Raw genomic sequence first — 24,904 nt, forward strand, 5'->3', positions numbered from 1 at the left:
TATGAACCACCTGCTCATCATGTTGCCTATACTCATTCCGCTGTATGGGGCTATCCTGAGCCTCTTTTTCTGGCGGTCTGTGCGCGCGCAACAGTTTGTCGGCATCCTGGCCCAGGTTTGTCTGCTGATTGCTTCCTTTATGCTGCTCTTCGATATAAATGAAAACGGCATCCGCACCACCCAGGTCGGAAGCTGGCCTGCTCCCTATGGCATTACGTTGGTGGCGGACTTATTCAGTGCCATGATTGTGATCAGCGGTTCCATCACAGGCATGGCCGTTTACCTTTTTTCTATCAAGGGGCTGGATAGGGCGCGGCAGACGTTCGGCTACTACCCGGTGCTCCTTGTCCTGCAACTGGGCGTGTCGGGTGCCTGCCTGACGGGCGATTTGTTCAACCTCTTTGTTTGGTTCGAAGTGCTCCTGATCTGCTGTTTTGTGTTGATTGCGCTGGGCGGTACCAAACCGCAGTTGGAAGGAGCGATCAAGTATGTGACCATCAACTTTCTGGCTACCAATTTTCTGCTGGCAGGTATAGGAGTGGTGTACGGCACGCTGGGTTCGCTCAACCTGGCTGAGCTAGCTGTGCTCGTGCGCACGCCGGCTGCACATCCGGCCCTTATTAATATGGCAGGCATGTTTTTCCTGATCGCATTCGGTATAAAGGCTGCCATTTTTCCGCTGTTTTTCTGGCTTCCGGCCTCATACCATACCCCGCCAATTGCCATCTCCGCTTTTATAGCAGGCATCATCACCAAGGTAGGGATGTATGCGCTTATCCGTCTTTTCACGCTGATCTTTGTGACCGACCAGGATCTGACTATTCCGCTTTTCACGGTGCTGGCAGGTTTTACCATGGTGCTCGGGGTGCTGGGCGCCGCATCGCAGAACGATTTCCGCAAGATCCTGTCCTTCCATATTGTCAGCCAGATCGGGTATATGCTCATGGGACTGGCGCTGTTTACGCCCCTGGCCATAGCGGGGAGCATCTACTTCATCATCCACAACATCCTGGTCAAGACCAATCTCTTCTTGATCAGTGGTGTGGTGGCGCACCGCCATGGCACCTTCGCGCTCAAAAAACTCGGCGGCGTATACCTGCAGCAACCCTTACTGTCGGTGTTGTTTTTTATATCGGCCTTCTCGTTGGCAGGTATACCGCCCTTCTCCGGATTCTGGGGCAAGTTTATGTTGGCCAAAGCCGGCTTTGAGATCGACAGTTTTGTCATTGTGCTTGTTTCACTGGCCGTCAGCCTGATGACCATTTTCTCGATGACCAAAATCTGGAATGAGGTATTCTGGAAAAAGAAACCAGAGTCGGACCCTTTGCTGGAAGTGATGACGGAGCAGAAGCAGCTCCATAACCGCCTGCTATACCTGCCGGTCGTTATCATGACGGTGTTTATTCTCTTTATCGGGCTTTATGCCGAGCCGGTGGTGGCGATGGCACAATTGGCGGCCGAGCAGCTTCTGAACAGCGAATTATACATTAACGCCGTATTGAAAAGATAGTATGAAAACATTTATCGTCCATTTTCTGATCGCCTTCATTGGCAGCTACCTTTACTTCAAGTATGGTGATCCCCTTTTACCTTACAATGCGGTCTGGGCGGTGTTGGTGGCATCCTTTATCATGTTTCTGCTCTGGCTGACCACACCTTCTTACCACCGCTCCTACTTTCATAAACTGCCGCGGGCGATCAGTTTGATTGCCTTTTTCCTGAAAGAGTTAGTGGTGGCCAATTTCAGGGTTGCCTACGACATCCTGACGCCCAATTACCGCATGAAGCCTGCTGTGCTGGCTGTTCCGCTTTCTGTCACGACCGACCTGGAAATTACGATGCTGGCCACTATGATCACTGTGACACCGGGCTCGCTGATGATCGATGTAAGCGCTGACCGCAAGTTTATCTATATGCACACACTTTATGTAAAAGACAATGATGTGGAAGCCGCCAAGCAGGAAGTTAAAGACGGATTTGAACGACGTATATTGAACCTGACCCGATGAGCCTATTTTCCTTCACTCTCATATTTGCCATGGCTGCCCTCAGCATTTGCCTGGTATTGATCGGTATACGGTTTGCGCTGGGTCCTACGCTGCCGGATCGCATCACGTGCTTTGATATGTTTGTGTCCAACATCATTGGTATTGTGGCGATCTACACGGAGCTCACCGGCAACCACGACTTTATTGACGTAGCCATTATCCTGTCCCTGTTCGGTTTTCTTGGCTCGATCTCTTTTGCCTATTATCTCATGAAATCAACCCGATAGCCTATGTTCGAAAACATAAACTTTCTGCTCATCCGCGAAATCATCAGTTCGGTGCTCATCATCATGGGGGTGATCTTTATGTTGATCGCTGCCATCGGGCTTTTGCGCTTCCCGGACTTCTACATCCGCATGTCAGCTATCACCAAGGGGTCGACGCTGGGGGTTGGTCTCATTCTGACAGGGATGGGAACGTACTTTAATGAGCCCGACATACTATTAAAAGTGTTGCTGATTATTGGCTTTACACTCCTGACATCCCCGGTGGCAGCACACGTGATCGGGCGTACTGCTGTGCGCAACAAGATCCCGTTTTGGGAGCGTACCGACCTGGAGGAGTTTAAAGATTACCTGCACAAAGAGCACAGCACGCACCGCGACCACGAGCGGGACAACAAGCATTTGTAGCAGCAGGTATAGCAGGCTTAATGTGTGGGATGATGTAAAAAGGGCCGGATGGAGTCGGCATAAGTGTCGAAAGCTTCGACTGTGGTCAGGATGTGGTCGGGATACGTCAGGGCTGTTAGCTTGCCTCCGAATACGCAACCTGTGTCGATGTTGATGGTGTTGTTCTTCCAGCGCGGCTCCCGTACTGGCGTGTGCCCATATACCACTACCGCCACGCCGGAGTATTCTGCGGCCCAGTCGAGGCGAACCGGCAGGCCATGGGCATCCGTTTCCCCGGTGGTAGGCCCATACAGGCATAGGTCGCGCACCGATTTGCTGTGCCGCCCGTGCAAGCGCTCTTCCAGACCGGCATGTGCCACTACCAGGCGACCTTCATCCAGGATAATGTGGTGCGGCAAATGGCCCAGGAACTCCCGCACCCTTAAGATAAAAGCCTGGTCATAATTTTCGAGTTGGGCCATGGTTAGCTCCAGACCATGGCGGACCTGTACGTTGCGCCCCATCAGCTTGCGGTAGAGTTTGTCGTCGTGGTTGCCGCTGACGCAAAGGGCTACCTCCTGCTCTGCCATGTCCATGACCAGGCGCAGCACTTCCGGCGAGTTCGGACCACGGTCCACCAGATCGCCTACAAATACGGCCATGCAACCTTCGGGCGGTGTCACGCGGTACCTGCCTGCTGATTTGTCATCATATACCTCATATCCAAGCTTTTGGAGCAGCGCCAGTAGCTCATCAAAACAGCCGTGCACATCTCCAATGACATGGAAATGGCCGCGCAGGTCTTTCAGTATCAGGTTTCCACTTCTGTCTGGCTCGTGGTGCATAGGTCTTTATTGTATTGATTCTGGTTCGGTCTTAACCAATATAATAACTAAGAAATGGCCCTACAGGTTAGATTTCCAGTGTTATTTTTTTTCATAGCCGCCAGATTTTATACTTTTAGGACCGCAGATTTTTGTTCCAAACTTTAAGTGGTCTTTTTTTGTAAACCCGGCTGATCTTTCCCGTATAGTCCCACATGCCACAGCTCCGCAAGTATAAATTACCTCTCCTTTGGCTTCGCCGACATACCTCCACCCGCAATTTCATTCTGATTTCCAGTGTATTGGTTGGCCTTACAGCCGGACTTGCTGCCGTAATCCTTAAAACACTGGTGCACTACATTCAGCAGTTGCTGGCCTATGGCAACCGGTTGCTGGAGGAGCCGGTGTGGCTGGTGGTGTTCCCACTTGTGGGCATTTTACTGGTGGTGTTTCTTGTAAGGGTCATGTTTAAGGGGCAACTGGGTCGCGGCACAGCCAGTATTCTGCATGCTATTTCTCAAAAGTCGAGTTTGGTGGAGTCGCACAAAATGTACTCGCATGTGCTCACTAGTGGTATCACAGCTGGCTTTGGGGGTTCGGCTGGTTTGGAGTCGCCTATTGTGGTGACAGGCTCAGCCATCGGTTCTAACTTTGGCCGGGAATACCACCTCAACTACCGCGACCGTACGCTGCTGCTGGCCTGTGGCGCGGCCGCAGGTATAGCAGCTGTGTTCAATGCGCCTATTGCGGGTGTGCTCTTCGCTATCGAAGTACTCCTTGCCGACATTAGTATCGCTGCGTTTATACCTCTGATCATGTCATCTGTAGTGGGGGCCCTCTGTTCGCGCATTATCCTAAAAGAAGAGCAGCTATTCTTTGCTGATCAGTTAGGTTTCTTTGCCGCATCGCATGTGCCATTTTACATCTTGCTAGGTATACTCACCGGACTAATGTCAGTTTATTATAGCCGGGCAGCCTGGCGCATTGAAGCACTCTTTGAGCCCTTTCAGGACCAGCCTTACCGCCGTGCGCTCGTGGGCGGTGTACTGCTCGGCTTGTTGATTATGCTGTTTCCGCCGCTCTTTGGCGAAGGGTATGGAGCTGTTAAGCTATTGGAGAGTGGTAAACCTGAAGCACTACTGCAAGATAGCTGGCTTTCGTTTTTCGGGACGAATGAATGGTTGGTGCTGGGCTTTGTCGGGATGCTGGCGTTAGTGAAAGTTGCGGCTACGACCTTCACAATTGCAGGGGGCGGCAATGGCGGTAACTTTGCACCTGCTATGTTTGTGGGAGCCCACATTGGTTTCTTTTTGAGCCGCCTCACCAATATGCTGCAAATTCACAAATTGCCTGAAGGTAGCTTTACAATGGTCGGGATGGCGGGCATCCTGAGTGGCGTTATGCACGCTCCGCTTACCGCCGTCTTTCTGATCGCTGAAATATCCGGCGGCTATACCTTGATGATTCCGCTGATGATCGTGTCGGCTTCCGCTTATGCCATGGTAAAGTATTTCGAACCATTCTCACTCGACACGAAGAAACTGGCCCAGAAAGGAGAACTACTTACAGCGAACAAGGATCGCACTGTGCTTCACATCATGCAGATCCGTCACTTAGTAGAAACTGATTTTCACCCTGTCAGGTATACAGCCACACTGCGCGAACTGGTGGACGTGATTGCTCAGAGCCGCCGCAACCTATACCCGGTGGTGGACGAACAGCAAAAACTACGAGGCATCATTCTGCTCGAAGATGTGCGCGAAATCATGTTTAAACAGGAGAAGTATGACAAGGTACTGGTGACGGCACTGATGTCGGCGCCCCCTACCGTAGTGCGCCACAACGATACCATGGCCGACGTGATGAAGAAATTCGATGAAACCGGCGCCTGGAACCTGCCCGTTCTCCAGGACGAGCTATACCTTGGCTTTGTCTCCAAGTCAAGTATTTTTACCAAATACCGAAAGCTTTTGATCAAAACAACAGGCCACTAACACCTCAGCCTTATCTATTGGGGTCTTTAAGATCAGCGCCTATACCTTCGATGCCTGCCGCAGTTCGGAAACCACTGACAAGGCAGTCTTTCCAGTAGTTGAAAACGGAACGGTTTCTGGCGCGTACCACGTCAATTTCACCAGCACGGAGTGCTTCCCCTTCTTCTGGATTATCGGACTTGATAACAACTTTGTTGGCCACTTTAGAAAGGAGCTTCTTGGCCAAAGACTGGCGCTTGTCTTCGTCCTTAGTCAGCACATCTACTTTAAAATTTTGATAACGCACATTGAGGTTGCCGCTGGCTTTGTTGCGATACAGTTCCATCTTAAAATCGCTTTTCTGCAGACTGCCTTCTTTCACGCTGATAAACGTAGTCGGCTCCAAAATCGGATTAAGCACCGCCGGATCGGTGGGCCCGGCTGTACCCTGTATGGTATGGTAGCCATCCGGATCCAATAAGTTCAGCCTGATGGTGACGGCAAGTGGAGCTTTTCCATATACCTCCGTTTTTGCCTCTACCACAGCCGGAGACTTGGCGGACATCCGGTTTTTATCGTTGGTCACGTTGCTGATCGTTGCGTAAAGGTTTTCAAAGGTGATGATGCCTTTCTCTGTCGCCTCTTCCGCATGCTCTTCGTAACGAATGTGCATCCCCTTGACCTCTATTTTTTGGATGGTCAACCTAGTTTTCAGCTCTTGAATGATGTCGTGCGGGAGTGGTTTATTTCCCTTCACTGCAAAATTCTTCCTGTCCATGTACGCACTCAAAGATGGATTTTTGATCACCATATTTTTGGCTGCCAGGTTATTGTATCGGGAATGCACTTTGTAATCTACGCCACTCAGGTTTATTTCCGGCACCTCGAGTCGGATCGTCGAAACGGCTTTCCCTTTTAAACGTGCGAGGGCTGCGTTCTCCAATAGCGGAATCAGTTTCAGATTGCCGATGTTGAGCGTCCCGTCTTCCGTATTGGCTTTGAGCGCTGTTGCCTGAAGTTTATAAGTGCTATCTGGCAACCTGAATTCGGCCATGCCCGATTCCAGGGCAATGCGGCGGGTGTAGTAAGCGCGTTCTTCATCCAGAAAGGCGGTACTGTCGAGGTTGAAGTCTTTCACTGTCATCTTTAGATCTTCGAGTACGATCCGATCTGTTTTCGCATCCTGACCTTCCCGAATACGCAGAGAAGCCTCCGTTACTTCGATGCTCCCGATCTGCAGGTTTTTCATGATCCCATCTACGGCTTTGTGCAGCGGTTCATGACTTTCAGTAGTGTCCTGGCGCATTTCCGTGATCAGGATAGCGGGCTGATATACCTGCAGTTTGCTCAGATCGAGTGGTTTCCCGCGCAAAATCCCAAGGAAATTTATACCTGCCAGCACCAGCTTGTTTGTTTTAAGATCGATCAGGGTGCGGGGCGCCTTTACTTGTGTGGTGTCGCGCTGATTTGCTTCGTGGTGCTGATCCCATACCTCAAAGTCGGGCACCAGGTGGATGGAGTCCGCTATGATGCGTCCGCTTAGTAATGACGAATCGAGGCCATGCAGGTATAAGGTATAAAGCCCGTTCGATTCTGTTTTTACCCGCGACTCCAGTTCTTCCTGTAGCCAGGGGTTAAAATATAGTGATGTGATAAAGCCAATGAGGATGAAGAGTAGCGCAAGAATGAGGAGTAGCCATACCCACCATTTACGGAAGAGCGTTTTTATTTCCACGTTTCGGATTAGTTTCAGTTGAATACGAACACAGACATGATGTGTTCACAACCTTTCAGCCTGGCTTATGTTTTTGAATACAGCAACTACTGAAGTCGAGTGATGTAAATATGGAGTCAGTGAATATGCGAGCACCAGGAATGGTCGTTATGGATAGATCAAACCAACTAAATGCACAACTTTAGTTATGAACGAACGTTCAATCATTGTATATTTGAGCAAATGTTCAGGATACAATGCCCCGGTTTCAGGAAAAAAGAGAATACAGCATTAATAAATTGGTTGAAATAGCCTTAAGGCTATTCGCATCAAAGGGTTATGAAGCGACTTCGATCCGCAACATCGCCAGCCAAGCAGGCATGTCACTCGGCCTGCTCTACAATTATTTCAAAAGCAAAGACGAGTTGCTGGAAGAGATCTTTCGGCGCAGCGTGGAAGACATACACGCCTCCTTTGTACAAACTCCTGAACAAGGTGGCTCTGGTATAGAGCAACATATCCGGCAAACTGTGAAGCTACTGAAGGAGAAACAGGATTTCTGGAAGCTGCTGCACGGCATCCGGATACAGTCAGAAGTAGTCAGGAAATTGATGGACGGCATGCAAGAGCAAACAGCCTACATTGAAGACCGTATCCGGCAAAACCTGATCGAGGCAGGCATCCCCTTCCCTGACCTCGAAGCCAAGCTCCTCTTTGCCACCATCGACGGTATGGCAAGCCATTTTTTACTCTACGACAACTACCCCATCGATGACGTGGCTTCCCTCCTGATTATGAAGTATAAGAAGTGATTGTTGATTGATTTAAAGAACAATATGAAATCACCTAACTGGCTTGACCGCATTCTGTACCCTTTTGCGCATCATACGATAGAACTCCAAAGCGGACAATTGCATTATGTGGACGAAGGACGGGGCGAACCCATTGTGTTTGTGCACGGCACGCCTACCTGGTCGTTTGTCTGGCGACAGCAGATCAAGGCGCTAAGCCGAACCCACCGCTGCATAGCCCCCGACCATCTGGGTTTTGGACTGTCCGACAAACCAGTGGACTTTTCCTATACCCCCGAAGCACACGCACAAAACTTGGAGCAACTGATCGATCAGCTTCAACTGAAAGACATTACCCTGGTGGTACACGATTTTGGCGGACCAATCAGTCTAAATTACGCCCTCAGGCATCCGGAGAATGTCAAACGTTTGGTCATTTTGAATACCTGGATGTGGTCGCTGGAAAACGAAAAGCAGATGATGAAAATCAGTAGTTTTCTCAATGGACGCCTTGGGCAGTTCCTCTACCTGAACCTGGGCTTTTCGCCGCGTATGCTCCTGCCCAAAGGCTACCATCAGAAACGACACCTCAGCAAAGACGTGCACCAACATTACTTAAAACCGCTCAATAATAGCCGTAACCGAATGGGTACCTGGCACTTTGCGGTTGCGCTTAAAGAGTCAGGACCATGGTTTGCCAGCCTTTGGAAGCAGCGTGAAAAGCTTCGTGCTATACCTAAACTGATTCTTTGGGGAGAGAAGGACAATCTTCTACCGCTGCATCTACTTGATAAATGGAAACAAGCATTTCCGGAAGCGGAAGTAAAGCGTTTAGAGGCCGGTCACTTTGTGCAGGAGGAAAAAGGAGGAGAAATCGCTGATATGATTAAACATTTTATATAAAGAATATGTAATATTTATTGCAGATATAGTATTCTTTTTCATACCTTTATAGTCAAATTAAAACTATGAAAAAGATCATACCTTCAACATGGCTTTTAGTCATTGCATTTTTTACATTTTCATGTGACCAGAAAGATGATGAGAGCACCACGATCGTACCGAAAGTGGAGGCTAACATGGAAAGGACATTTAATTATCTGGAATCTGAGGAGGAAGAAAAAGCAGTCTACAGCCTTAGCTTGAGGGAGATGCAACTCTTGTCGGATGAAGAAAAACTACAGATAGATTTCGCGCCGTCCCGTCCGAATGGCAATGATGCCGTGGTATTTAATATCAAGCAAGCGGACCTTTTGAATGGCTATATCGGCACCTATCCAATCCGTTCACTTTCCAACAACAAAAAGGGACGTGCCGATATTACCTACTACCACTACTACAACAAAACAAGCAAAAGCGCTTTGTTCAGCAGTGGTAACCGGATGGAAGGCATGATTGAGATCACGGCATACAATGCCACGACTGGCCTGGCGAGCGGCAGTTTTGAAGTGATGATCAGCAATGTGACAGATCCTACCTCTTACGAGAGCAACCCGACTAAACCCCGCAAGTGCAACATTACGTTAAAGGGCAGTTTCAATAACCTGAAATTGGTAAACGCTCACTAAACAAATTTGCTTCTATATAAGGTATAAACCAGCCGCAAACGCGACTGGTTTTTATTTTTTATGACGCTCCTGCAGCACAGCCACCACATCGGCTAACTCCAGTCCGGTAGCTGCCAGCAGCACCAGTAAGTGGTAGAGCAGATCGGCCGCCTCCCCTTTCATGGTGTCCAGTTTGCCGGCCACGGCATCGATCACGGTTTCCACAGCCTCCTCGCCTACTTTTTGGGCAATCTTGTTCACGCCCTTGTCGAACAGGAAATTGGTATAGGACGCTTCCGTCGGGTTCGCCTTGCGTTGTTGTATCACCTCTTCGAGTCTGGCAATAAACTGGATAGCCGCCATGCGTTTAGCGGATGCATCTTCCCCAAAGCAACTGGTATCGCCGGTATGGCAGGTTGGTCCGTTGGGTTTTACCTTAATTAAGAGCGAGTCGTTGTCGCAATCTTCGGCGATATTAACCACCGTTAAGGTATGGCCGGAGGTTTCACCCTTGGTCCAGAGGCGGTTTTTCGAGCGGGAGAAAAACGTCACCAGCCCCTCTTTTTGCGTCTTATCAAATGCCTCCTGGTTCATGTAGCCCAGCATCAGCACCTGACTCGAATCAGCATCCTGTATCACGGCAGGTATAAGCCCGCCCATTTTATTGAAATCTAACATAGTTAGAAAGTTTAAAAGTTAGAAAGTCTAGGAGTTTTAAATGGTTAAATTGTTGTTTTGTGCATAATTAAGAAAGATTTCACTGCTTGATTATCAGTGCACGATGGACGGGCCGTGACCTGCTCGAATCGTGCATAAAAAACAATCAACAATTTAACCATTTAACAATTCAACAATCACTCATCCACTCCATCACTCAATCAAAAATCACACTCTCACGGCTATACCTTCGGCTTTAAGAAACCGCTTCAGATCAGGTATATCCAGTTCACGGAAATGGAAGAGACTGGCGGCGAGGGCAGCATCGGCATGGGCTACTTGGAAAGCGTCGGCGAAATGCTGCATGGTGCCGGCGCCTCCTGAGGCGATAACAGGCACGGAAACAGATTCTGAAACGGCCTTTGTGATGTCGAGTGCAAAACCGGCTTTGGTGCCATCGTTATTCATGCTGGTGAGTAAAATTTCTCCGGCACCGAGCTCCACCACCTTCCTGGCCCAATCCACGGTGGCATGTTCGGTTTCTACGGTGCCGGCGCGGGCGTATACCTTCCAACCAGTGGCTTCGGTATACTTGGTGTCGATGGCCACGGTTACGCACTGGCTGCCAAATCGAAGTGCCAAATCCTCCACCAATTGCGGATTGCGAATGGCAGCGGAGTTGATCGACACTTTATCGGCACCCGCCATTAAGAGCACCTCCACATCAGCCACAGCACTGATGCCGCCACCCACCGTGAAAGGAATATCGATGTGGCGGGCAATGTCGCGCACAAGCTCTGCAAAGGTCTTGCGCTCTTCGTTGGTGGCTGTGATGTCCAGAAACACCAGTTCGTCTGCACCCTGTTCAGCATACCATTTGGCTAGTTCCACCGGGTCACCGGCATCGCGGATGTTCTCAAAACGGACACCCTTTACGGTGCGACCGTTCTTGATATCCAGACAAGGTATAATGCGTTTGGTTAACATAAAAATCGCGCTAAGTCCTTTAATGTGATTGTTCCTTCGTAGATCGCTTTGCCAATAATAGCGCCTTTTACGCCGATCTCCTGCAGCTCTTCCAGATCCTGCACTGTCGTGACGCCACCACTGGCAATTACCTGGGCATCAGGCAAAGTGAGTTTCAGGTGACGGTAGGTGTTGGTGGATGGTCCCTGCAGTTTGCCGTCTTTGCTCACGTCGGTGCAGATGAACAGTTTGGCACCGGTTTTCAGGTAACCTGACATAAAATCCTGCAGCGGGTATTTGCTTTCTTCGGTCCAGGCGCTGATGGCGATGTTAGTGCCTTTGAAATCCGCTCCGATGATGATCTTGTCTGCGCCATACTGCAAGAGCCAGTTTTTTACCTTCTCCGGCTCCCGTACCGCTATGCTCCCGGCTGTAATCTGCGCAGCACCCGCATCAAAAGCCTGTTTCACCGCCTCGTCTGACTGCAAGCCACCACCAAAGTCGATAACAAGGTTGGTGTTGGCAGCAATGCTTTCCAAAACAGACAAGTTTACCGGTTTGCGGGCGCGGGCACCATCGAGGTCCACCAGGTGCAGGCGCTTGATACCACTGGCTTCAAAGCGTTTGGCTACTTCCAGCGGATTGCTGTCGTAGGTGGTTTGCTGGTCGAAGTCACCCTCGGTGAGGCGCACGCACTGACCACCGATCAGGTCAATGGCAGGTATAATCTCCATCATAAGGCAAGGAAGTTTTTGATGATCTGAGAACCGGCAGGACCGCTTTTTTCGGGGTGAAACTGCGCGGCGTAGAAGTTTTTATATTGTAAGGCAGCCGAGAAGGGCTCCGGATAAGAAGTCTGAGCAATGGTATACGCACTCAGCGGTACATAAAAACTGTGTACATAATAGGCGTATTCACCTTCGGCTATACCTGTAAATAAAGGCGATTGCAGCTTCTCAAGCTGGTTCCACCCCATGTGTGGCACTTTCAGGTCTGTTTGAAATCGCTTGACAGGCAAAGGGATGATGCCCAACATGTCCGTATCGCCCTCTTCAGAATGCTCGCAGAGCAACTGCATACCTAAACACACCCCGAAAAAGGGTTGCTCGAGTGTTGGCAGTAACTTATCCAGATTGCGTGCCCGCAGCTGCGCCATGGCCGAAGAAGCCTCTCCCACTCCCGGAAAGATCACTTTATCTGCCGCCTTGATCGTTTCAAAATCAGAGCTTAGCGTAGCCTGCACCTCCAGCCGCTCCAGTGCAAACAGCACCGACTGCACATTACCAGCTTTGTAATCAACTATAACGAGGTTCATTTATTTGATGACTAATAAATTAGTGACTAATGAATAATAGATAAAATAGAACGTGTTTAAAGCACCTGCAACCTTAGGCTTGCTTCAGTTTACGTTTCAGAATGGTTCGCAAAACGAAACAGAGAGAACACCTAATAGTTTTCAAGCAACTCCAATCCTGTCAATTCTTAAATCCTGATTCAGATAAACAAAAAAAGCCTGACTCGGTTCGGAGTCAGGCTTTTGGAAATATGTATTTAATACATTAAATCAAATCCATAGGCTAGCGGCTCCGAAACTTTTGTTTCGTGCATGATGATGGTGCAGATGTGCCAGTGTGCCTTTCATTGCTACAAATATAGGGTACGCCCAACGTAATACCATGCCTATACCTGATTCTTTTTTCTTGGCAAGCTCAATTACCTTTTCAGAATGTCAGGTTTTAGGTATTTTTGGAATATGAAAAAGATAATGATACTGGCTGGTGTGTTTGCCGTGACAATGGCGCAGGCACAACAGCGCATGACCCCGGAACTGCTTTGGAAGCTGGGTCGGGTTTCTGCAGAAACCATAACTCCCGACGGTAAATCCGTGATCTATGGCATCAGTTACCCCAATGTGGAGGAAAACAACAGCGAGCGCAACCTGTATGCTATACCTGTTACGGGCGGACAAGCAACGCAGCTGACCTCTACCAAGGGCGGCGAGAGCGTGGTGCACATAGATAAGGCTACCGACAACATCGTATACCTGCACAAAGGCCAGTTGTGGCAGTTAGCAGGTGGCAAGGGCGAGCCAAAACAACTGACCAACGTGGAAGGTGGACTAAGCAACGTGCGTTTCTCTCCGGATGGAAAACACATGTTGTTCTCCCGAGAAGTGGAAGTGAAAAAGATGCACAGTACCGACATCTACCCGGAGCTGAAGAAATCGGATGTCTATGTATACGATGACCTGAACTACCGCCACTGGGATACCTGGGAAGACGGTAAATTTCAGCACATCTTCTTCGCTAGCTACAACAACGGCCAGCTGGGCACGCCGGTCGACCTGATGAAGGGAGAGCCATTCGATGCGCCACAATTGCCTTTCGGAGGCAAAGAAGACGTGATCTGGAGCCCGGACAGCAAGGCCATTCTTTACGTGAGCAAGAAAAAGTTCGGTAAGGCCTACGCCGTAAGCACCAACACCGACATCTACCGCTACGATATCGCCAGCGGCAAAACTACTAACCTCACCGAGAGTAACCTGGGCTACGACACCCATCCTATCTACAGCGCTGATGGTTCTAAACTGGCCTGGCTGGCCATGGACGAAGACGGCAACGAAGCCGACCAGAACGAGCTAATCGTGCTGGACACAAAGTCGGGTAAAAAACACAACCTGACCAAGGATTGGGACGAGACGATCAACGGGTTTGAATGGAGCAATGATGGCAGCAAGATCTGGTTTGTGGCCCCAACCAAAGGCACGATACAGGTATATGAGATCGCGCTCACTAAGAACCTCGACAAATTCACTACTAAAGGTATACGCCAGGTAACGAAAGGACAGTTCGATGTGAACGGTATCGTGGGGCAGACTGGCAATAACCTGATCGTGTCGCGCAACGACATGAACCGTGCTCCGGAACTATACCGCCTGGAAACCAAGTCAGGCAAGCTGACGCAGCTGACCACAGTGAATGACGAGGTATACGGCAAGCTGGCGAAGAGCAAAGTGGAGCCACGCACGACCAAAGCCAGCGATGGCAAAGACCTCTTCTCATGGGTTGTATACCCACCGGACTTCGATCCGAATAAGAAATATCCAACGCTACTTTATTGCCAGGGCGGTCCGCAGTCGGCTCTCACACAGTTTTACTCTTACCGCTGGAACCTGCAGCTGATCGCAGCGCAGGGTTACATCGTGGTGGCACCAAACCGTCGCGGTATGCCGGGCCATGGTGATGAGTGGAACCGACAGATCAGCGGTGACTGGGGTGGTCAACCTATCCGAGACTACCTGTCTGCTATCGATGATGTGGCCAAAGAATCTTATGTGGACAAAGACCGATTGGGTGCAATTGGTGCGAGCTACGGCGGTTATTCCGTATTTATGCTGGCTGGTCTCCACGAAGGTCGTTTCAAGACTTTCATCGCCCACGACGGATTGTTTGACATGCGCAGCTGGTATGGTACTACCGAGGAGATGTTCTTCGCCAACAACGAACTGAAGGGTCCTTACTGGGAGACCAAATCACCTCAAAGCTATAAGGAGTACAACCCGATCGAGCTCGCCAACAAGTGGGATACGCCTATTTTGATTGTGCAAGGTGGTCAGGATTTCCGTGTAGGTATAGAGCAGGGTCTGCAGGCTTTCCAGCTAGCGCAACTCAAAGGCATCAAGAGCCGCTTGCTATACCTGCCTGACGAAAATCACTGGGTACTGCAGCCGCAGAATGCCATGGTGTGGCAGCGTGAGTTCTTCAAGTGGTTAAATGAAACGCTCGAGAAAAAAGCAAACTAAAACAGAAAGCCCGGTACCATTCAGTACTGGGCTTTTTTGTGCTTATATGGAGACTGTCCCCTCGAGGGGACTACAGGGGTGTTGGCTCCTGTATGAATTAACATCCACCTCCCCCTTCAAATGGGGACTTTTATATACGAATCTAAAAACTTTCCCGCAACTCATACGCCTGCCGCATCCGCTTAATCAAACGCTCCGATTCCTGAAAATTCACCGTCTGCTGTCCGTCTGAGAAAGCTTCCTCCGGCTTCTGATGTGTTTCGTAGATCACACCATCGGCTCCTGCCATGACGGCAGCCAGCGACATCGGTTCTACATGATCCCGCAGGCCGATGCCGTGTGATGGGTCCACAATCACCGGCAAGTGCGTTTTGGCTTTCAGCACGGGCACAGCATTCAGATCCAGCACGTTACGGTAGGAATTTTCGTAAGAGCGTATACCGCGCTCGCACAGCATGATTTTTTCATTGCCGTTCGAGAAGATGTACTCAGCGGCCTGCAGCAATTCTTCTATTGTTCCGGAAATGCCCCGCTTCAGCAACACGGGTTTCTGTGCTTCACCCAGTGCGTCCAGCAAATTGAAGTTCTGACTGTTACGGGCACCCACTTGAAACACATCCACATAGTCGACCATGTCCTCAATCTGTGATACCTGCATGACTTCGGTGATGATCTTGATGCCGTTCTGGCTGCAAAGCTGGTGAAACATGCGCAATCCCTCGAGTCCCATACCTCTGAAAGCATAAGGCGAACTGCGCGGCTTGAACACGCCGCCCCGCATGATCTTCACATTGTTTGCCTTCAGGTGCTCCACTACCAACTCAATCTGCCGCTCACTCTCAATGGAGCACGGACCGGCCATGATGCTGAAGTTGCCTTCTCCGATCACCACGCCATCGGCTAAATCGATTAACGTAGGATTGACGCGCCACTTGCGGGAGATCAGTTTGTACTCGTCTGACACGCGGTGAATGTCCGCCACACCCGGCAGCTGCCCAAGTGTACGGATGTCAAAATCTTTCTTGCCGATACCGACAATGTAGTGCGCTTCCTGTGTTCTTACTTCATTGGCATTAAAGCCGATACCTTTCACTTCCTGCAGTATAGCTTCCAGTAGTTCGGCAGGTATACCTTGCTGCAATTGTATGATCATACTGTTTCTTTCTGTCTGATGCTCTGAATAAATGTGCTGATGTTTTCGCTGAGGCTGCCCTCTTTAGCTATGGCCTTAATAAAAGCACTGCCAATAATGGCGCCGCTGGCATGGTGGCAGGCCTGGGCAAATGTTTCCTGGTTGTGTATGCCAAATCCGATGATGCACGGGTTGCATAAGCCCATCCCTTTCACCCGCTCAAAATAAGTAGTGTTAACCACCGACTGCCTCGAAGTACCACCCGTCACCGAAGCCGAGGATACCATATAAATAAAACCATTGGTGTGGGTGTCGATTTCACGGATGCGCTGCTCCGGCGTCTGCGGTGTTATCAGGAAAATGTTACTGAGTTTATACCTTTCGAATACCTCCTTGTACTCCCGCACATAGTCCGAAAGTGGCAGGTCCGGCAAAATCAACCCGTCTATACCTAGTTCGCTGGCTTTCTGCAGAAAGCGTTCCACGCCATATTGCATCACCGGGTTCAGGTAGCCCATCAGCACCAGCGGTATCTGGGTATGCTGCCGGATATCCTGCAATTGTGCAAATAACTTAGGTATGGTCATGCCGTTTCGGATCGCTACTTCGGAGCTTTGCTGTATGGTCGGGCCGTCAGCCAGCGGGTCCGAAAAGGGCATGCCGATCTCGATCAGGTCTACCCCGTTTTTCTCCAGTTCCAGTATAATAGGCACCGTATCTTCTAAATTTGGGAAGCCGGCCGTGAAGTAAACCGAAAGCAAGCCTTTTGGTTTTTGGGCGAATAATTGCTGCAATCTATTTTCCATCGAAGTTGAATCTGTCTAAGTAAGTTGCCAAATCTTTGTCGCCGCGTCCGGAAAGGTTAATTACCACCACTTCATCCGGCTTCGCGCCCAGTCTGCCGATTACTGCCAAGGCGTGAGCTGTTTCCAGCGCAGGTATAATGCCTTCGAGTCGGGTCAGTTCCAGCACGGCCTGCAGTGCTTCCTCATCGGTAATGCTTTCAAAAATCGCACGGCCTGACTGATGCAAATGCGCATGCAGCGGACCCACACCTGGGTAGTCCAGGCCTGCGGAAATGGAGTAAGGCTCTGTCACCTGCCCGTCTTCGGTCTGCATTAGTAAAGTGCGGCTGCCGTGGATGATGCCTTCTTTGCCCAGCACCGAGGTAGCGGCAGATTCACCGGAGTCTATACCTAAGCCAGCCGCTTCCACCGCGACAAGTTTCACTTCAGGCGTATCTAGGTAGTGGTAAAAAGCACCAGCTGCGTTGCTGCCGCCGCCTACACAGGCCACAACATAATTCGGATTCCCGCTGCCGGTTTTCTCCAGCAACTGCGCTTTCATTTCTTCTGAAATCACTGACTGAAAACGCGCCACCATGTCCGGGTACGGGTGCGGACCCACCACCGAGCCGATAATATAATAGGTGTCTTCCGGGTTGTTGATCCAATCGCGAATCGCTTCGTTGGTCGCATCTTTAAGCGTGCGGCTGCCGCTGGTGGCGGGCACTACAGTAGCACCTAACATTTTCATACGGGCTACATTAGGCGCCTGTCGTTCAATATCTACTTCACCCATATACACGATGCACTCGAGGTTCATCAGCGCACAAACCGTAGCCGTGGCCACGCCATGCTGACCAGCACCTGTCTCGGCTATGATGCGGGTTTTGCCCAGCCGCTTAGCCAGCAAAATCTGCCCGATAGTATTGTTGATCTTATGCGCACCGGTATGGTTCAGGTCCTCCCGCTTCAGGTAGATGTTCGTGTTATATTTTTCGGAAAGCCGCTTGGCCAGGTATAGCGGCGTCGGGCGGCCTACATAATCCCGTAGCAAACTCTGCATTTCCTCCTGAAAATCCGGCTCCGCCATGATGGTCAGGTAATTCTGCCGCAGTTCCTCCACATTGGGGTATAGCATTTCGGGAACATACGCGCCGCCAAACCTGCCGTAAAATCCGTTTTCGTCTAATGAGTATTTCATGTGATATTTTTATTTTGTCATTTCGGACAGCGGGAGAAATCTGATAGCTTTGGATCTGGATCGCTCCTGTCGTCGAGATGACAGTTAATTTAGTCTCTTTCCTTTATTAATGTGACTAACTCTTTCAGCTTCTCCACATCCTTCAGCCCTGGCTCCAGCTCAAAACCACTGTTCACGTCAATGGCGAATGGCTTTGGTCGCAGCTTCTCGAACTCTTTGCTCTGCAGGTTTTCCAGATTCAGACCCCCGCTCAGGAAGTAAGGTATAGGTGAGAAGTAGCCTTTGAGCATTTCCCAATCGAAGACCGTACCGTTGCCGCCAAAGTTGTTGCCACGCGTGTCGAAAAGAAAGAACTCGCAGTAACGTTCGTAGAGCAAGGTGTTCTCGAAGGAAAAACGATCATCTACCGAAAAGGCCTTGATCAGGCGTATACCTGTCTCCTGCAATTCCCGACATTGCCCCGGCGTTTCATGGCCATGTAGTTGCACCAGATCCAGTCCATACTTTTTAATAGTATCCTGTATAACCTCGGTCGCTTCATTCACAAATACCCCCACTTTGTGTATACCTGCCGGAAGCTCGGCTAAGATTTCCTGGGTGATATGGCCTTCGCAGTAACGCTTAGAGCCTTTATAAAAGATAAAGCCCATGTAGTCGGGTTGTAGTGCAGCGACCTGCCGGATATTATCCGGGTCGAGCATACCGCAAACTTTTATTTTCAGGTCTTTCATTCTGCCGATCGTTTGAATAGTGTTATGTGTAATTCGAGTTTACGCCTGCGCCTGCACTAGCGAATCGTGCTGTTGCAGCTGGCGCAGCTCCCGGATGAACTCAGCAGCGGCACGTTCCGGTCTGCCGTCAGTCATAAAGGTCTCCCCGATCAGGAAGCCATTATAACCCACCTGCTGTAGCTCCACCAATGTCTCAGGTGACTTCAATCCGCTTTCCGACACCTTAGTCATACGTGCCGGAATATGCTGCGACAGTTCCAGGGACAAGGCAACATCGGTCTGGAAAGTCTGGAGGTTGCGGTTGTTTACTCCCACAATAGTCACATCATCACACAGTGAAACTTCCAGTTCCTGTTGAGAATGCACCTCCAGTAAAACCTCCAGTCCGAAAGAGCGGGCAAAAGCGGCCAGTTGTTTTAGTCTGTCAGGTTCCAAAGCAGCCGCAATTAGCAAGATGGCGTCGGCTCCGATAGACTTGGCCTCCACGATTTGGTATTCGTCTACTGTAAAGTCTTTGCGCAGAATCGGGCAGAAGTTGTACTTGCGGGCGATCATCAGGTCTTCGTTCTTGCCCCCGAAATAGTGTGAGTCCGTCAGGATAGACAATGCCGATGCACCTGCCTGCATGTAGCCAATTGAGGTGCGTTCCACCGAAACGTATGGGTTGATATCGCCTTTGGAAGGAGACTTTCGCTTGATCTCGGCAATGATGCCACTCTTGTCTGGCCGCAACAGGTAGCGTTCCAGCGATAGGCAAGGCGTCTCGAAGTATAAACTCTTCTCCAGTAGCTTCACCGGGTATAGCGCCTTGCGGTCTGCAACTTCTTTGTATTTATGGGCGATGATTAGATTGAGTATATTCATGGTTATCGAAATTGAAGTTGTTTAAATAATCAGGCTGTCACCAGCTTTGTATCTTGTATCAGTTTGTTAAACAAGGTATAAGCCTTACCGGATTCTAGTGTTTCTTTAGCTATAGCAACGGCTTCAGGTATAGCCGTTTCGGGGCGGGCGCAGTGGATGGCCATACCAGCGTTGGCGGCGACTACATCATTTTGGGCTGGCGTGCCATCCCCTTTGAGCACCTTCAGGAAAATGTCGGCAGATTCCGCTACACCTCCTCCGCTTTTTATCTGACTGTGCTCCAGACGACCAAGGCCCAGATCATTGGCATCGAGCAATTGCTCTTTATTGTCTGCAATCACTTTAAAAGGACTGGTCAGAGAGATTTCGTCGTAACCGTCCAGGGTATGGAGGATGCTATATCGGATGTCAGGCTGCTGTTGGTAGAGGTAGCCAAACATGCGGGCCAGTTCAAGGCTGAACACACCCACCAACTGTTTCTTCGGGAAAGCCGGGTTCACCATCGGGCCAAGCATATTGAAAAAGGTTTTCACGGCAAGGTCTTTCCGAATGGAGCCGACACTTTTCATGGCCGGATGGAAAAGAGGGGCATGCAGAAAACAGATGTTATACTCGGCGATGCTGCGTTCCAGTTTGTCGGTATCGGTAGTAAACTTTATACCTAGCGCTTCCAGCACGTTCGACGATCCGCAGGAAGAAGACACCCCGTAGTTGCCATGCTTGGCCACCGCAATGCCATTTGTCGCTACCACAAAGGAAGAGAGTGTGGAGATATTAAAGGTATCCTTGCCATCACCGCCTGTACCACAAAGGTCGATCGGGTCATAAGCATCCAGGTCTACCCGATGGCAAAGCTCCAGTAAGGCATTGCGAAAGCCCTCCAGTTCCTCCACCGTGATGCTACGCATCATGTATACAGTCAGGAAGCTAGAAACCTGGTTTTGGTTATACCTGCCAGTAGCAATGTTTTTCAGTACTTCCCGCGCCTGTTCACGGCTCAGAGTTTTATGTTCAAATAAGTGATTCAGTATTTCTTTCATGTTGCTCTTGACAAATGATTATTTGATTAAAGACAAAGGACCTCTTGTTAATCGCTGTTTAGTCCTTTGTCACTTATTCCTATGTCTAATTTTCCAGCCAGTTCTTAATCATCTCCCGCCCATGCTCTGTCAGCACGGACTCTGGGTGGAATTGCACACCACGCACATCATAGTTTTGGTGGCGCAGCGCCATGATATTGCCGGAATTATCAACTGCGGTTGGCACCAGGCAGTCAGGCAGGTTTTGCTCCACCAGCCAGGAGTGGTAGCGGCCGGTGTTGAAGTGCTTCGGCAGGCTTTGGAAAAGCGGTTCTTTCTCACAAATCACTTCAACAGGAGTAGCTATACCGTGCCATACCTTGTTGCTGTTTAATAACTTACCGCCGTATACCTCACCTATTGCCTGATATCCGAGACATACTCCGAAAAGACTTTTGCTCGACCCAAACTCCCGGATGATTTCCTTAAGCATCCCGGCCTCATCAGGTATACCGGGTCCCGGCGAAAGCATTATTTTATCAAATTGCGCCACTTCCTCCAGGCTTGTCTTGTCGTTGCGCCGCACGGTTACTTCAGCTCCCAGTTCCTGTAACAGGTGCACAAGGTTGTAAGTGAACGAATCGTAATTGTCGATTACCAGAACTTTCATATTAGTTGATCTCCTGTGCTAAGGTGAGGGCTTTGCGCAAAGCCATTAGTTTGTTGTCGACTTCCTGCAATTCGCTGTTTTCGTCAGAGGCGGCGACTATACCTGCACCGGCCTGGTAGAAAAGTTTATAGTCTTTGCTCAGAAAAGAGCGGATCATGATGGCGCTGTTGAAATTACCGTTGAAATCCATGAAGCCGATGCAGCCTCCGTAAAAAGAGCGGTTGGTGGTTTCGTACTGATCGATCAGTTGCATGGCCTTGTACTTGGGAGCGCCAGAGAGTGTACCGGCCGGAAAAGTACTGGCCACCATTTGCAGTGAGTCTTCCTGGTTGTGTAGCTGCCCCGATACTTTAGACACCAAGTGAATGACATGCGAGTAAAACTGAATCTCCTGGAACGTCTCCACTTCCACACTGTGCCCGTTGCGACTCAGGTCGTTGCGGGCCAGGTCTACCAGCATCACGTGCTCGGCATTCTCTTTCGGGTCAGCCAGGAGTTTTTCGGCCAGTGCAGCGTCGGCGGCATCATCACCGGTTCTTCGGAAAGTACCTGCTATCGGAAAAATGCTGGCTTTGCCGTCTTTGATCACTAGCTGCGCCTCCGGCGAAGAGCCAAAAATCTTAAAGCTGCCGTAGTCGAAGTAGAACAGGTATGGCGAGGGGTTAACAGAGCGGAGGGCCCGGTACACATTAAAGTCATCTCCCTGAAATGCTTGCTCAAAGCGACGCGATAATACCAGCTGAAACACATCGCCCCGAAAGCAGTGCTCTTTCGCCCGCCTGATATTCTGCAGAAATGCCTCTCTGCTAATGTTGCAAGTTTCCTCGCCTATCGATTTGAAGGTATAGCTCGGAATGTTGCGGCTGTTGAGGAGGGCCTCCAGCTGTGCTATACCTGTCTCCTTTTCCTCTCCATAAGAATGCGAGAAAATAAAAGCCTCATTAGTAAAGTGGTTGATGGCAATGATGTAGCGGTAAACGGCATAGTATAGATCCGGCATCTGCTGGCGATCCGGGCGAAGATTCAACTCCACATCCTCAAAATAACGCACTGCATCGTAGTTCATGTAGCCAAACAAACCATTGCTGATAAAGTTGAAGTTGTTTTGCTCAGGCTCAAATCTGCCGGCAAAAGCAGACAGTCTCGCTGGCACATTCAGCTCTTTTGAGATGGGTGTTTCTACAGAGTTACCATCCGGAAACACTTCGGTCAATACTTCGTTTTCGGCTTTAATGCTTGCCAACGGACTGCAGCAGATATAAGAGAAGCTGTTCTCTGCGCCGTGGTAATCCGAGCTCTCCAGCAGGATGCTGTTTGGGAACCGGTCGCGCAGTTTCAGGTATACACTCACCGGTGTAAGTGTGTCGGCCAAAAGCCGCTTATAAGTTGTTGTGATCTTATACTTTGTCATCTTTCAAATAGAATTAAAAACAAAAAAGCCTGCTGTTCAGGCGAACAGCAGGCTTTTATACCTTTGGCTATAGACTATACTATCTCTTCATAATATACATAGCAGGGCTGTTCACGAGACTTTGCGTAACGTGCCACCACCATGCTGTATGAAGAAAATTTTGGATCATGTGCTTTTTTGAAAACAGAGAATATGGGGTCCCTGTGTTGCAAAGGTAAAGGCTAAACCGGGGAATACAAATTCTCTGGAAAATATTTTTGACCAGATGCCTCCAGATCCCTCCTCAACTTTCAGAAAAAAGCTGTACGCTGCCTGTATAATCGCCTGCACCTTGATTTGGGACAGCAAATTCCTTATTTGGGAATTTTTTGTAAAAGCAACCGCCATGCCCCTTACGGTTAAACTTTATTTGCCAGCAATTTGGAGCATCCTGGCTGGCGGACGCTGTTTGGGTCTGATTTTTGAGTAGAACCAATTCCACTTGTATGTATTTACCCTGGCCAATGGTTTAGAACATAACCCGGGCCGGCAAACTGGGGTAAAGCCGGATATATTGGAGAGGGTGCTATGAAATTGGTTAGAAACGAAATCTTACACAGACAAAGTAATATACTTATTGAATTTAACCACACGGAGGGCTGGCTATATGTAAATTGGCGCGGCTACCAGAACTACGACACCGTGGTAGCTGGCTGCGAGAAAATTCTGGAGCTGCTGCTGGAATCGAACTGCACCAAGGTGCTGAACGACAATACGAACGTGGAAGGGATCTGGTCAGGGGCCTCCAAATGGGTGGGCCAGGACTGGCTCCCGAGGATGCAGGCTGCCGGGCTGGAATGTTTTGCCTGGGTATACTCTCCCAGCACTTTTAGTCGCCTTTCCGCTGACAAGACGCTCAACTGCACAGAAGACCAAAGCTTTATTCAAACTTTTGATGATATAGAAGCAGCCAGCGACTGGTTGCGCGCCTGCTGAAATCCAACCAACCGCTTACAACCAGATAAAAGGCTGACTGTTAACTTACAGTCAGCCTTTTTATTTCCAGTCACTTTACAAAGTCCCTTTCGTGCTAGGTATAGAGTTGTCTTCCGGATTGCGTTTTACCGCCACCTGAATCGCTTTGGCAAATGCCTTGAAGATCGCCTCGATCTTGTGGTGTTCGTTTTGCCCTTCGGCTTTCACATTGAGGTTGCACTTGGCCGCGTCGCTGAACGACTTAAAGAAATGGAAGAACATTTCAGTCGGCATGTCCCCCACTTTCTCGCGCTTGAACTCAGCCTCCCATACGGTCCAGGGTCTTCCGCTAAAGTCAATGGCTACCTGCGCCAGCACGTCATCCATCGGCAATAAAAACCCATAGCGGCTAATACCTTTCTTGTCTCCTAATGCAGCCAGGAAGGCTTCTCCCAGGGCCAGTCCGGTGTCTTCGATGGTATGGTGCTCGTCGATGTGCAGGTCACCTTTTACCTGTATGCTCAGGTCCAGCTTGCCGTGCTTGGCGAGCTGCTCCAGCATATGGTCAAAAAAGCCAAGGCCGGTATGGATGTCCATCTTACCGGTACCATCCAGGTTCAGATCAATGGCAATATCCGTCTCATTCGTTTGGCGCCTGATCGTGGCACGACGGGCCGGCAGCTTCAGGAAGGTATAGATCTCGTCCCAGTCGTTGGTGCTTAATGCAGCTTCTTCTACCGATTTTTCACCGATAAATATCGCCTTGGCACCCAGGTTTTTGGCTAGTTGTACGTCCGTTAGCCTGTCTCCTATCACATATGAGTTCTCCAAGTCATACTCACCGGACAGATACTTTTTCATCATACCTATACCTGGTTTTCTGGTCTCCAGCCCTTCATGTTCAAAGCTTCTGTCGATCAGGATATCAGCGAACGCTATACCTTCGCCTGTTAGGATATCGAGCATTTTATTCTGGTAAGGCCAGAAGGTATGCTCCGGGTAAGAGTCTGTTCCGAGTCCGTCTTGGTTGGTAACCATGACCAATTCATAATCCAGCTCTGTGTAGATCTTGTACAGGTTACGAATCACTTTTGGCAGAAACTCGAATTTCTCGAAAGAGTCCACCTGGAAATCCGTTTTCGGCTCGACTAGTATGGTGCCGTCACGGTCTATAAATAATGCTTTTTTCATTAATGTTAGTCTA

The 24,904-nt window shown here is 49.7% G+C and carries 25 protein-coding genes; 10 read left to right on the top strand and 15 right to left on the bottom strand.

What is annotated here, in order from left to right:
• Nucleotide 1 precedes the first annotated feature (1 nt).
• Genes AC4QZR_RS08390 through mnhG form a run of 4 tightly spaced genes read left to right on the top strand, consistent with a single transcriptional unit; the run spans nucleotide 2 to nucleotide 2,680 of the window.
• A complete protein-coding gene (locus AC4QZR_RS08390) occupies nucleotides 2–1,510 on the top strand; it encodes a proton-conducting transporter transmembrane domain-containing protein (RefSeq protein WP_494480507.1) in 1,509 nt (502 codons plus the stop codon).
• A gap of 1 nt (nucleotide 1,511) precedes the next feature.
• Nucleotides 1,512–2,009 (top strand): Na+/H+ antiporter subunit E, encoded by a 498-nt coding sequence (locus tag AC4QZR_RS08395; protein ID WP_494480508.1) that lies wholly within the window; start codon nucleotides 1,512–1,514, stop codon nucleotides 2,007–2,009.
• On the top strand, nucleotides 2,006–2,275 hold the full coding sequence (locus tag AC4QZR_RS08400; RefSeq protein WP_253405797.1) for an MrpF/PhaF family protein: 270 nt from the start codon (nucleotides 2,006–2,008) through the stop codon (nucleotides 2,273–2,275). The genes AC4QZR_RS08395 and AC4QZR_RS08400 overlap by 4 nt, the downstream gene beginning before the upstream one ends.
• Nucleotides 2,276–2,278: 3 nt before the next feature.
• Nucleotides 2,279–2,680, top strand: a complete 402-nt coding sequence (mnhG, locus tag AC4QZR_RS08405; RefSeq protein WP_253405799.1) for a monovalent cation/H(+) antiporter subunit G — start codon at nucleotides 2,279–2,281, stop codon at nucleotides 2,678–2,680.
• 17 nt (nucleotides 2,681–2,697) lie between these two features.
• Here the strand turns inward: mnhG and prpE are convergent, their stop codons facing one another.
• The gene (gene prpE, locus AC4QZR_RS08410; protein ID WP_494480509.1) at nucleotides 2,698–3,504 is read right to left on the bottom strand and encodes a bis(5'-nucleosyl)-tetraphosphatase PrpE; all 807 of its coding nucleotides are present in this window, start codon (nucleotides 3,502–3,504) and stop codon (nucleotides 2,698–2,700) included.
• A 194-nt stretch (nucleotides 3,505–3,698) separates the two neighbouring features.
• Here prpE and AC4QZR_RS08415 point away from each other — a divergent pair, with 194 nt between their 5' ends.
• Entirely contained in the window at nucleotides 3,699–5,477 is a 1,779-nt protein-coding gene (locus AC4QZR_RS08415; RefSeq protein WP_494480510.1) for a chloride channel protein, read from the top strand.
• Nucleotides 5,478–5,487: 10 nt separating this feature from the next.
• On the opposite strand, the gene AC4QZR_RS08420 is transcribed toward AC4QZR_RS08415, so the two are convergent.
• Entirely contained in the window at nucleotides 5,488–7,191 is a 1,704-nt protein-coding gene (locus tag AC4QZR_RS08420) for a hypothetical protein (RefSeq protein WP_494480511.1), read from the bottom strand.
• A 278-nt stretch (nucleotides 7,192–7,469) separates the two neighbouring features.
• On the opposite strand from AC4QZR_RS08420, the gene AC4QZR_RS08425 reads away from it, so the two are divergent.
• The 3 genes from AC4QZR_RS08425 (at nucleotide 7,470) to AC4QZR_RS08435 (ending at nucleotide 9,529) form a co-directional block, all read left to right on the top strand.
• Nucleotides 7,470–7,982 (top strand): TetR/AcrR family transcriptional regulator, encoded by a 513-nt coding sequence (locus AC4QZR_RS08425; protein WP_494480512.1) that lies wholly within the window; start codon nucleotides 7,470–7,472, stop codon nucleotides 7,980–7,982.
• 24 nt (nucleotides 7,983–8,006) lie between these two features.
• Nucleotides 8,007–8,864, top strand: coding sequence for an alpha/beta fold hydrolase (locus AC4QZR_RS08430; RefSeq protein ID WP_494480513.1), 858 nt, complete (start codon nucleotides 8,007–8,009; stop codon nucleotides 8,862–8,864).
• A 65-nt stretch (nucleotides 8,865–8,929) separates the two neighbouring features.
• A complete protein-coding gene (locus AC4QZR_RS08435; protein WP_494480514.1) occupies nucleotides 8,930–9,529 on the top strand; it encodes a hypothetical protein in 600 nt (199 codons plus the stop codon).
• Nucleotides 9,530–9,580: 51 nt separating this feature from the next.
• Here the strand turns inward: AC4QZR_RS08435 and hisIE are convergent, their stop codons facing one another.
• From hisIE to hisH, 4 genes are all read right to left on the bottom strand, one after another.
• Entirely contained in the window at nucleotides 9,581–10,186 is a 606-nt protein-coding gene (gene hisIE / locus AC4QZR_RS08440; protein ID WP_494480515.1) for a bifunctional phosphoribosyl-AMP cyclohydrolase/phosphoribosyl-ATP diphosphatase HisIE, read from the bottom strand.
• A gap of 207 nt (nucleotides 10,187–10,393) precedes the next feature.
• On the bottom strand, nucleotides 10,394–11,152 hold the full coding sequence (gene hisF / locus AC4QZR_RS08445) for an imidazole glycerol phosphate synthase subunit HisF (RefSeq protein WP_494480516.1): 759 nt from the start codon (nucleotides 11,150–11,152) through the stop codon (nucleotides 10,394–10,396).
• A complete protein-coding gene (gene hisA / locus AC4QZR_RS08450; protein WP_494480517.1) occupies nucleotides 11,146–11,868 on the bottom strand; it encodes a 1-(5-phosphoribosyl)-5-[(5-phosphoribosylamino)methylideneamino]imidazole-4-carboxamide isomerase in 723 nt (240 codons plus the stop codon). Before hisA ends, hisF begins: the two co-directional genes overlap by 7 nt.
• Nucleotides 11,865–12,446: an imidazole glycerol phosphate synthase subunit HisH gene (gene hisH, locus AC4QZR_RS08455; protein ID WP_494480518.1), complete on the bottom strand. Its 582-nt coding sequence runs from the start codon at nucleotides 12,444–12,446 to the stop codon at nucleotides 11,865–11,867. Before hisH ends, hisA begins: the two co-directional genes overlap by 4 nt.
• A gap of 438 nt (nucleotides 12,447–12,884) precedes the next feature.
• Between hisH and AC4QZR_RS08460 the strand changes: the two genes are divergently transcribed.
• The gene (locus AC4QZR_RS08460; protein WP_494480519.1) at nucleotides 12,885–14,933 is read left to right on the top strand and encodes an alpha/beta hydrolase family protein; all 2,049 of its coding nucleotides are present in this window, start codon (nucleotides 12,885–12,887) and stop codon (nucleotides 14,931–14,933) included.
• A gap of 142 nt (nucleotides 14,934–15,075) precedes the next feature.
• Here AC4QZR_RS08460 and AC4QZR_RS08465 read toward each other — a convergent pair whose 3' ends face one another.
• From AC4QZR_RS08465 to AC4QZR_RS08500, 8 genes are all read right to left on the bottom strand, one after another.
• Complete coding sequence (locus AC4QZR_RS08465) at nucleotides 15,076–16,086, bottom strand: bifunctional 3-deoxy-7-phosphoheptulonate synthase/chorismate mutase (RefSeq protein WP_494480520.1); 1,011 nt, start codon at nucleotides 16,084–16,086, stop codon at nucleotides 15,076–15,078.
• Nucleotides 16,083–16,871, bottom strand: a complete 789-nt coding sequence (gene trpA, locus AC4QZR_RS08470) for a tryptophan synthase subunit alpha (protein ID WP_494480521.1) — start codon at nucleotides 16,869–16,871, stop codon at nucleotides 16,083–16,085. Before trpA ends, AC4QZR_RS08465 begins: the two co-directional genes overlap by 4 nt.
• Nucleotides 16,861–18,051, bottom strand: a complete 1,191-nt coding sequence (gene trpB, locus AC4QZR_RS08475; protein WP_494480522.1) for a tryptophan synthase subunit beta — start codon at nucleotides 18,049–18,051, stop codon at nucleotides 16,861–16,863. Before trpB ends, trpA begins: the two co-directional genes overlap by 11 nt.
• Nucleotides 18,052–18,140: 89 nt before the next feature.
• The gene (locus AC4QZR_RS08480; protein WP_494480523.1) at nucleotides 18,141–18,782 is read right to left on the bottom strand and encodes a phosphoribosylanthranilate isomerase; all 642 of its coding nucleotides are present in this window, start codon (nucleotides 18,780–18,782) and stop codon (nucleotides 18,141–18,143) included.
• A gap of 39 nt (nucleotides 18,783–18,821) precedes the next feature.
• Nucleotides 18,822–19,646, bottom strand: a complete 825-nt coding sequence (gene trpC / locus AC4QZR_RS08485; protein ID WP_494480524.1) for an indole-3-glycerol phosphate synthase TrpC — start codon at nucleotides 19,644–19,646, stop codon at nucleotides 18,822–18,824.
• A 29-nt stretch (nucleotides 19,647–19,675) separates the two neighbouring features.
• Complete coding sequence (gene trpD / locus AC4QZR_RS08490) at nucleotides 19,676–20,686, bottom strand: anthranilate phosphoribosyltransferase (RefSeq protein WP_494480525.1); 1,011 nt, start codon at nucleotides 20,684–20,686, stop codon at nucleotides 19,676–19,678.
• A gap of 85 nt (nucleotides 20,687–20,771) precedes the next feature.
• Nucleotides 20,772–21,335, bottom strand: coding sequence for an anthranilate synthase component II (locus AC4QZR_RS08495; protein ID WP_494480526.1), 564 nt, complete (start codon nucleotides 21,333–21,335; stop codon nucleotides 20,772–20,774).
• A gap of 1 nt (nucleotide 21,336) precedes the next feature.
• Complete coding sequence (locus AC4QZR_RS08500) at nucleotides 21,337–22,746, bottom strand: anthranilate synthase component I family protein (RefSeq protein WP_494480527.1); 1,410 nt, start codon at nucleotides 22,744–22,746, stop codon at nucleotides 21,337–21,339.
• 567 nt (nucleotides 22,747–23,313) lie between these two features.
• Here AC4QZR_RS08500 and AC4QZR_RS08505 point away from each other — a divergent pair.
• A complete protein-coding gene (locus AC4QZR_RS08505) occupies nucleotides 23,314–23,721 on the top strand; it encodes a hypothetical protein (protein WP_253405832.1) in 408 nt (135 codons plus the stop codon).
• Between the two features lie 75 nt (nucleotides 23,722–23,796).
• Here the strand turns inward: AC4QZR_RS08505 and hisB are convergent, their stop codons facing one another.
• Nucleotides 23,797–24,891: a bifunctional histidinol-phosphatase/imidazoleglycerol-phosphate dehydratase HisB gene (gene hisB, locus AC4QZR_RS08510; RefSeq protein WP_494480528.1), complete on the bottom strand. Its 1,095-nt coding sequence runs from the start codon at nucleotides 24,889–24,891 to the stop codon at nucleotides 23,797–23,799.
• Nucleotides 24,892–24,904: the final 13 nt, after the last annotated feature.

It is taken from the genome of Pontibacter sp. YIM B11418 (genome assembly GCF_059278805.1).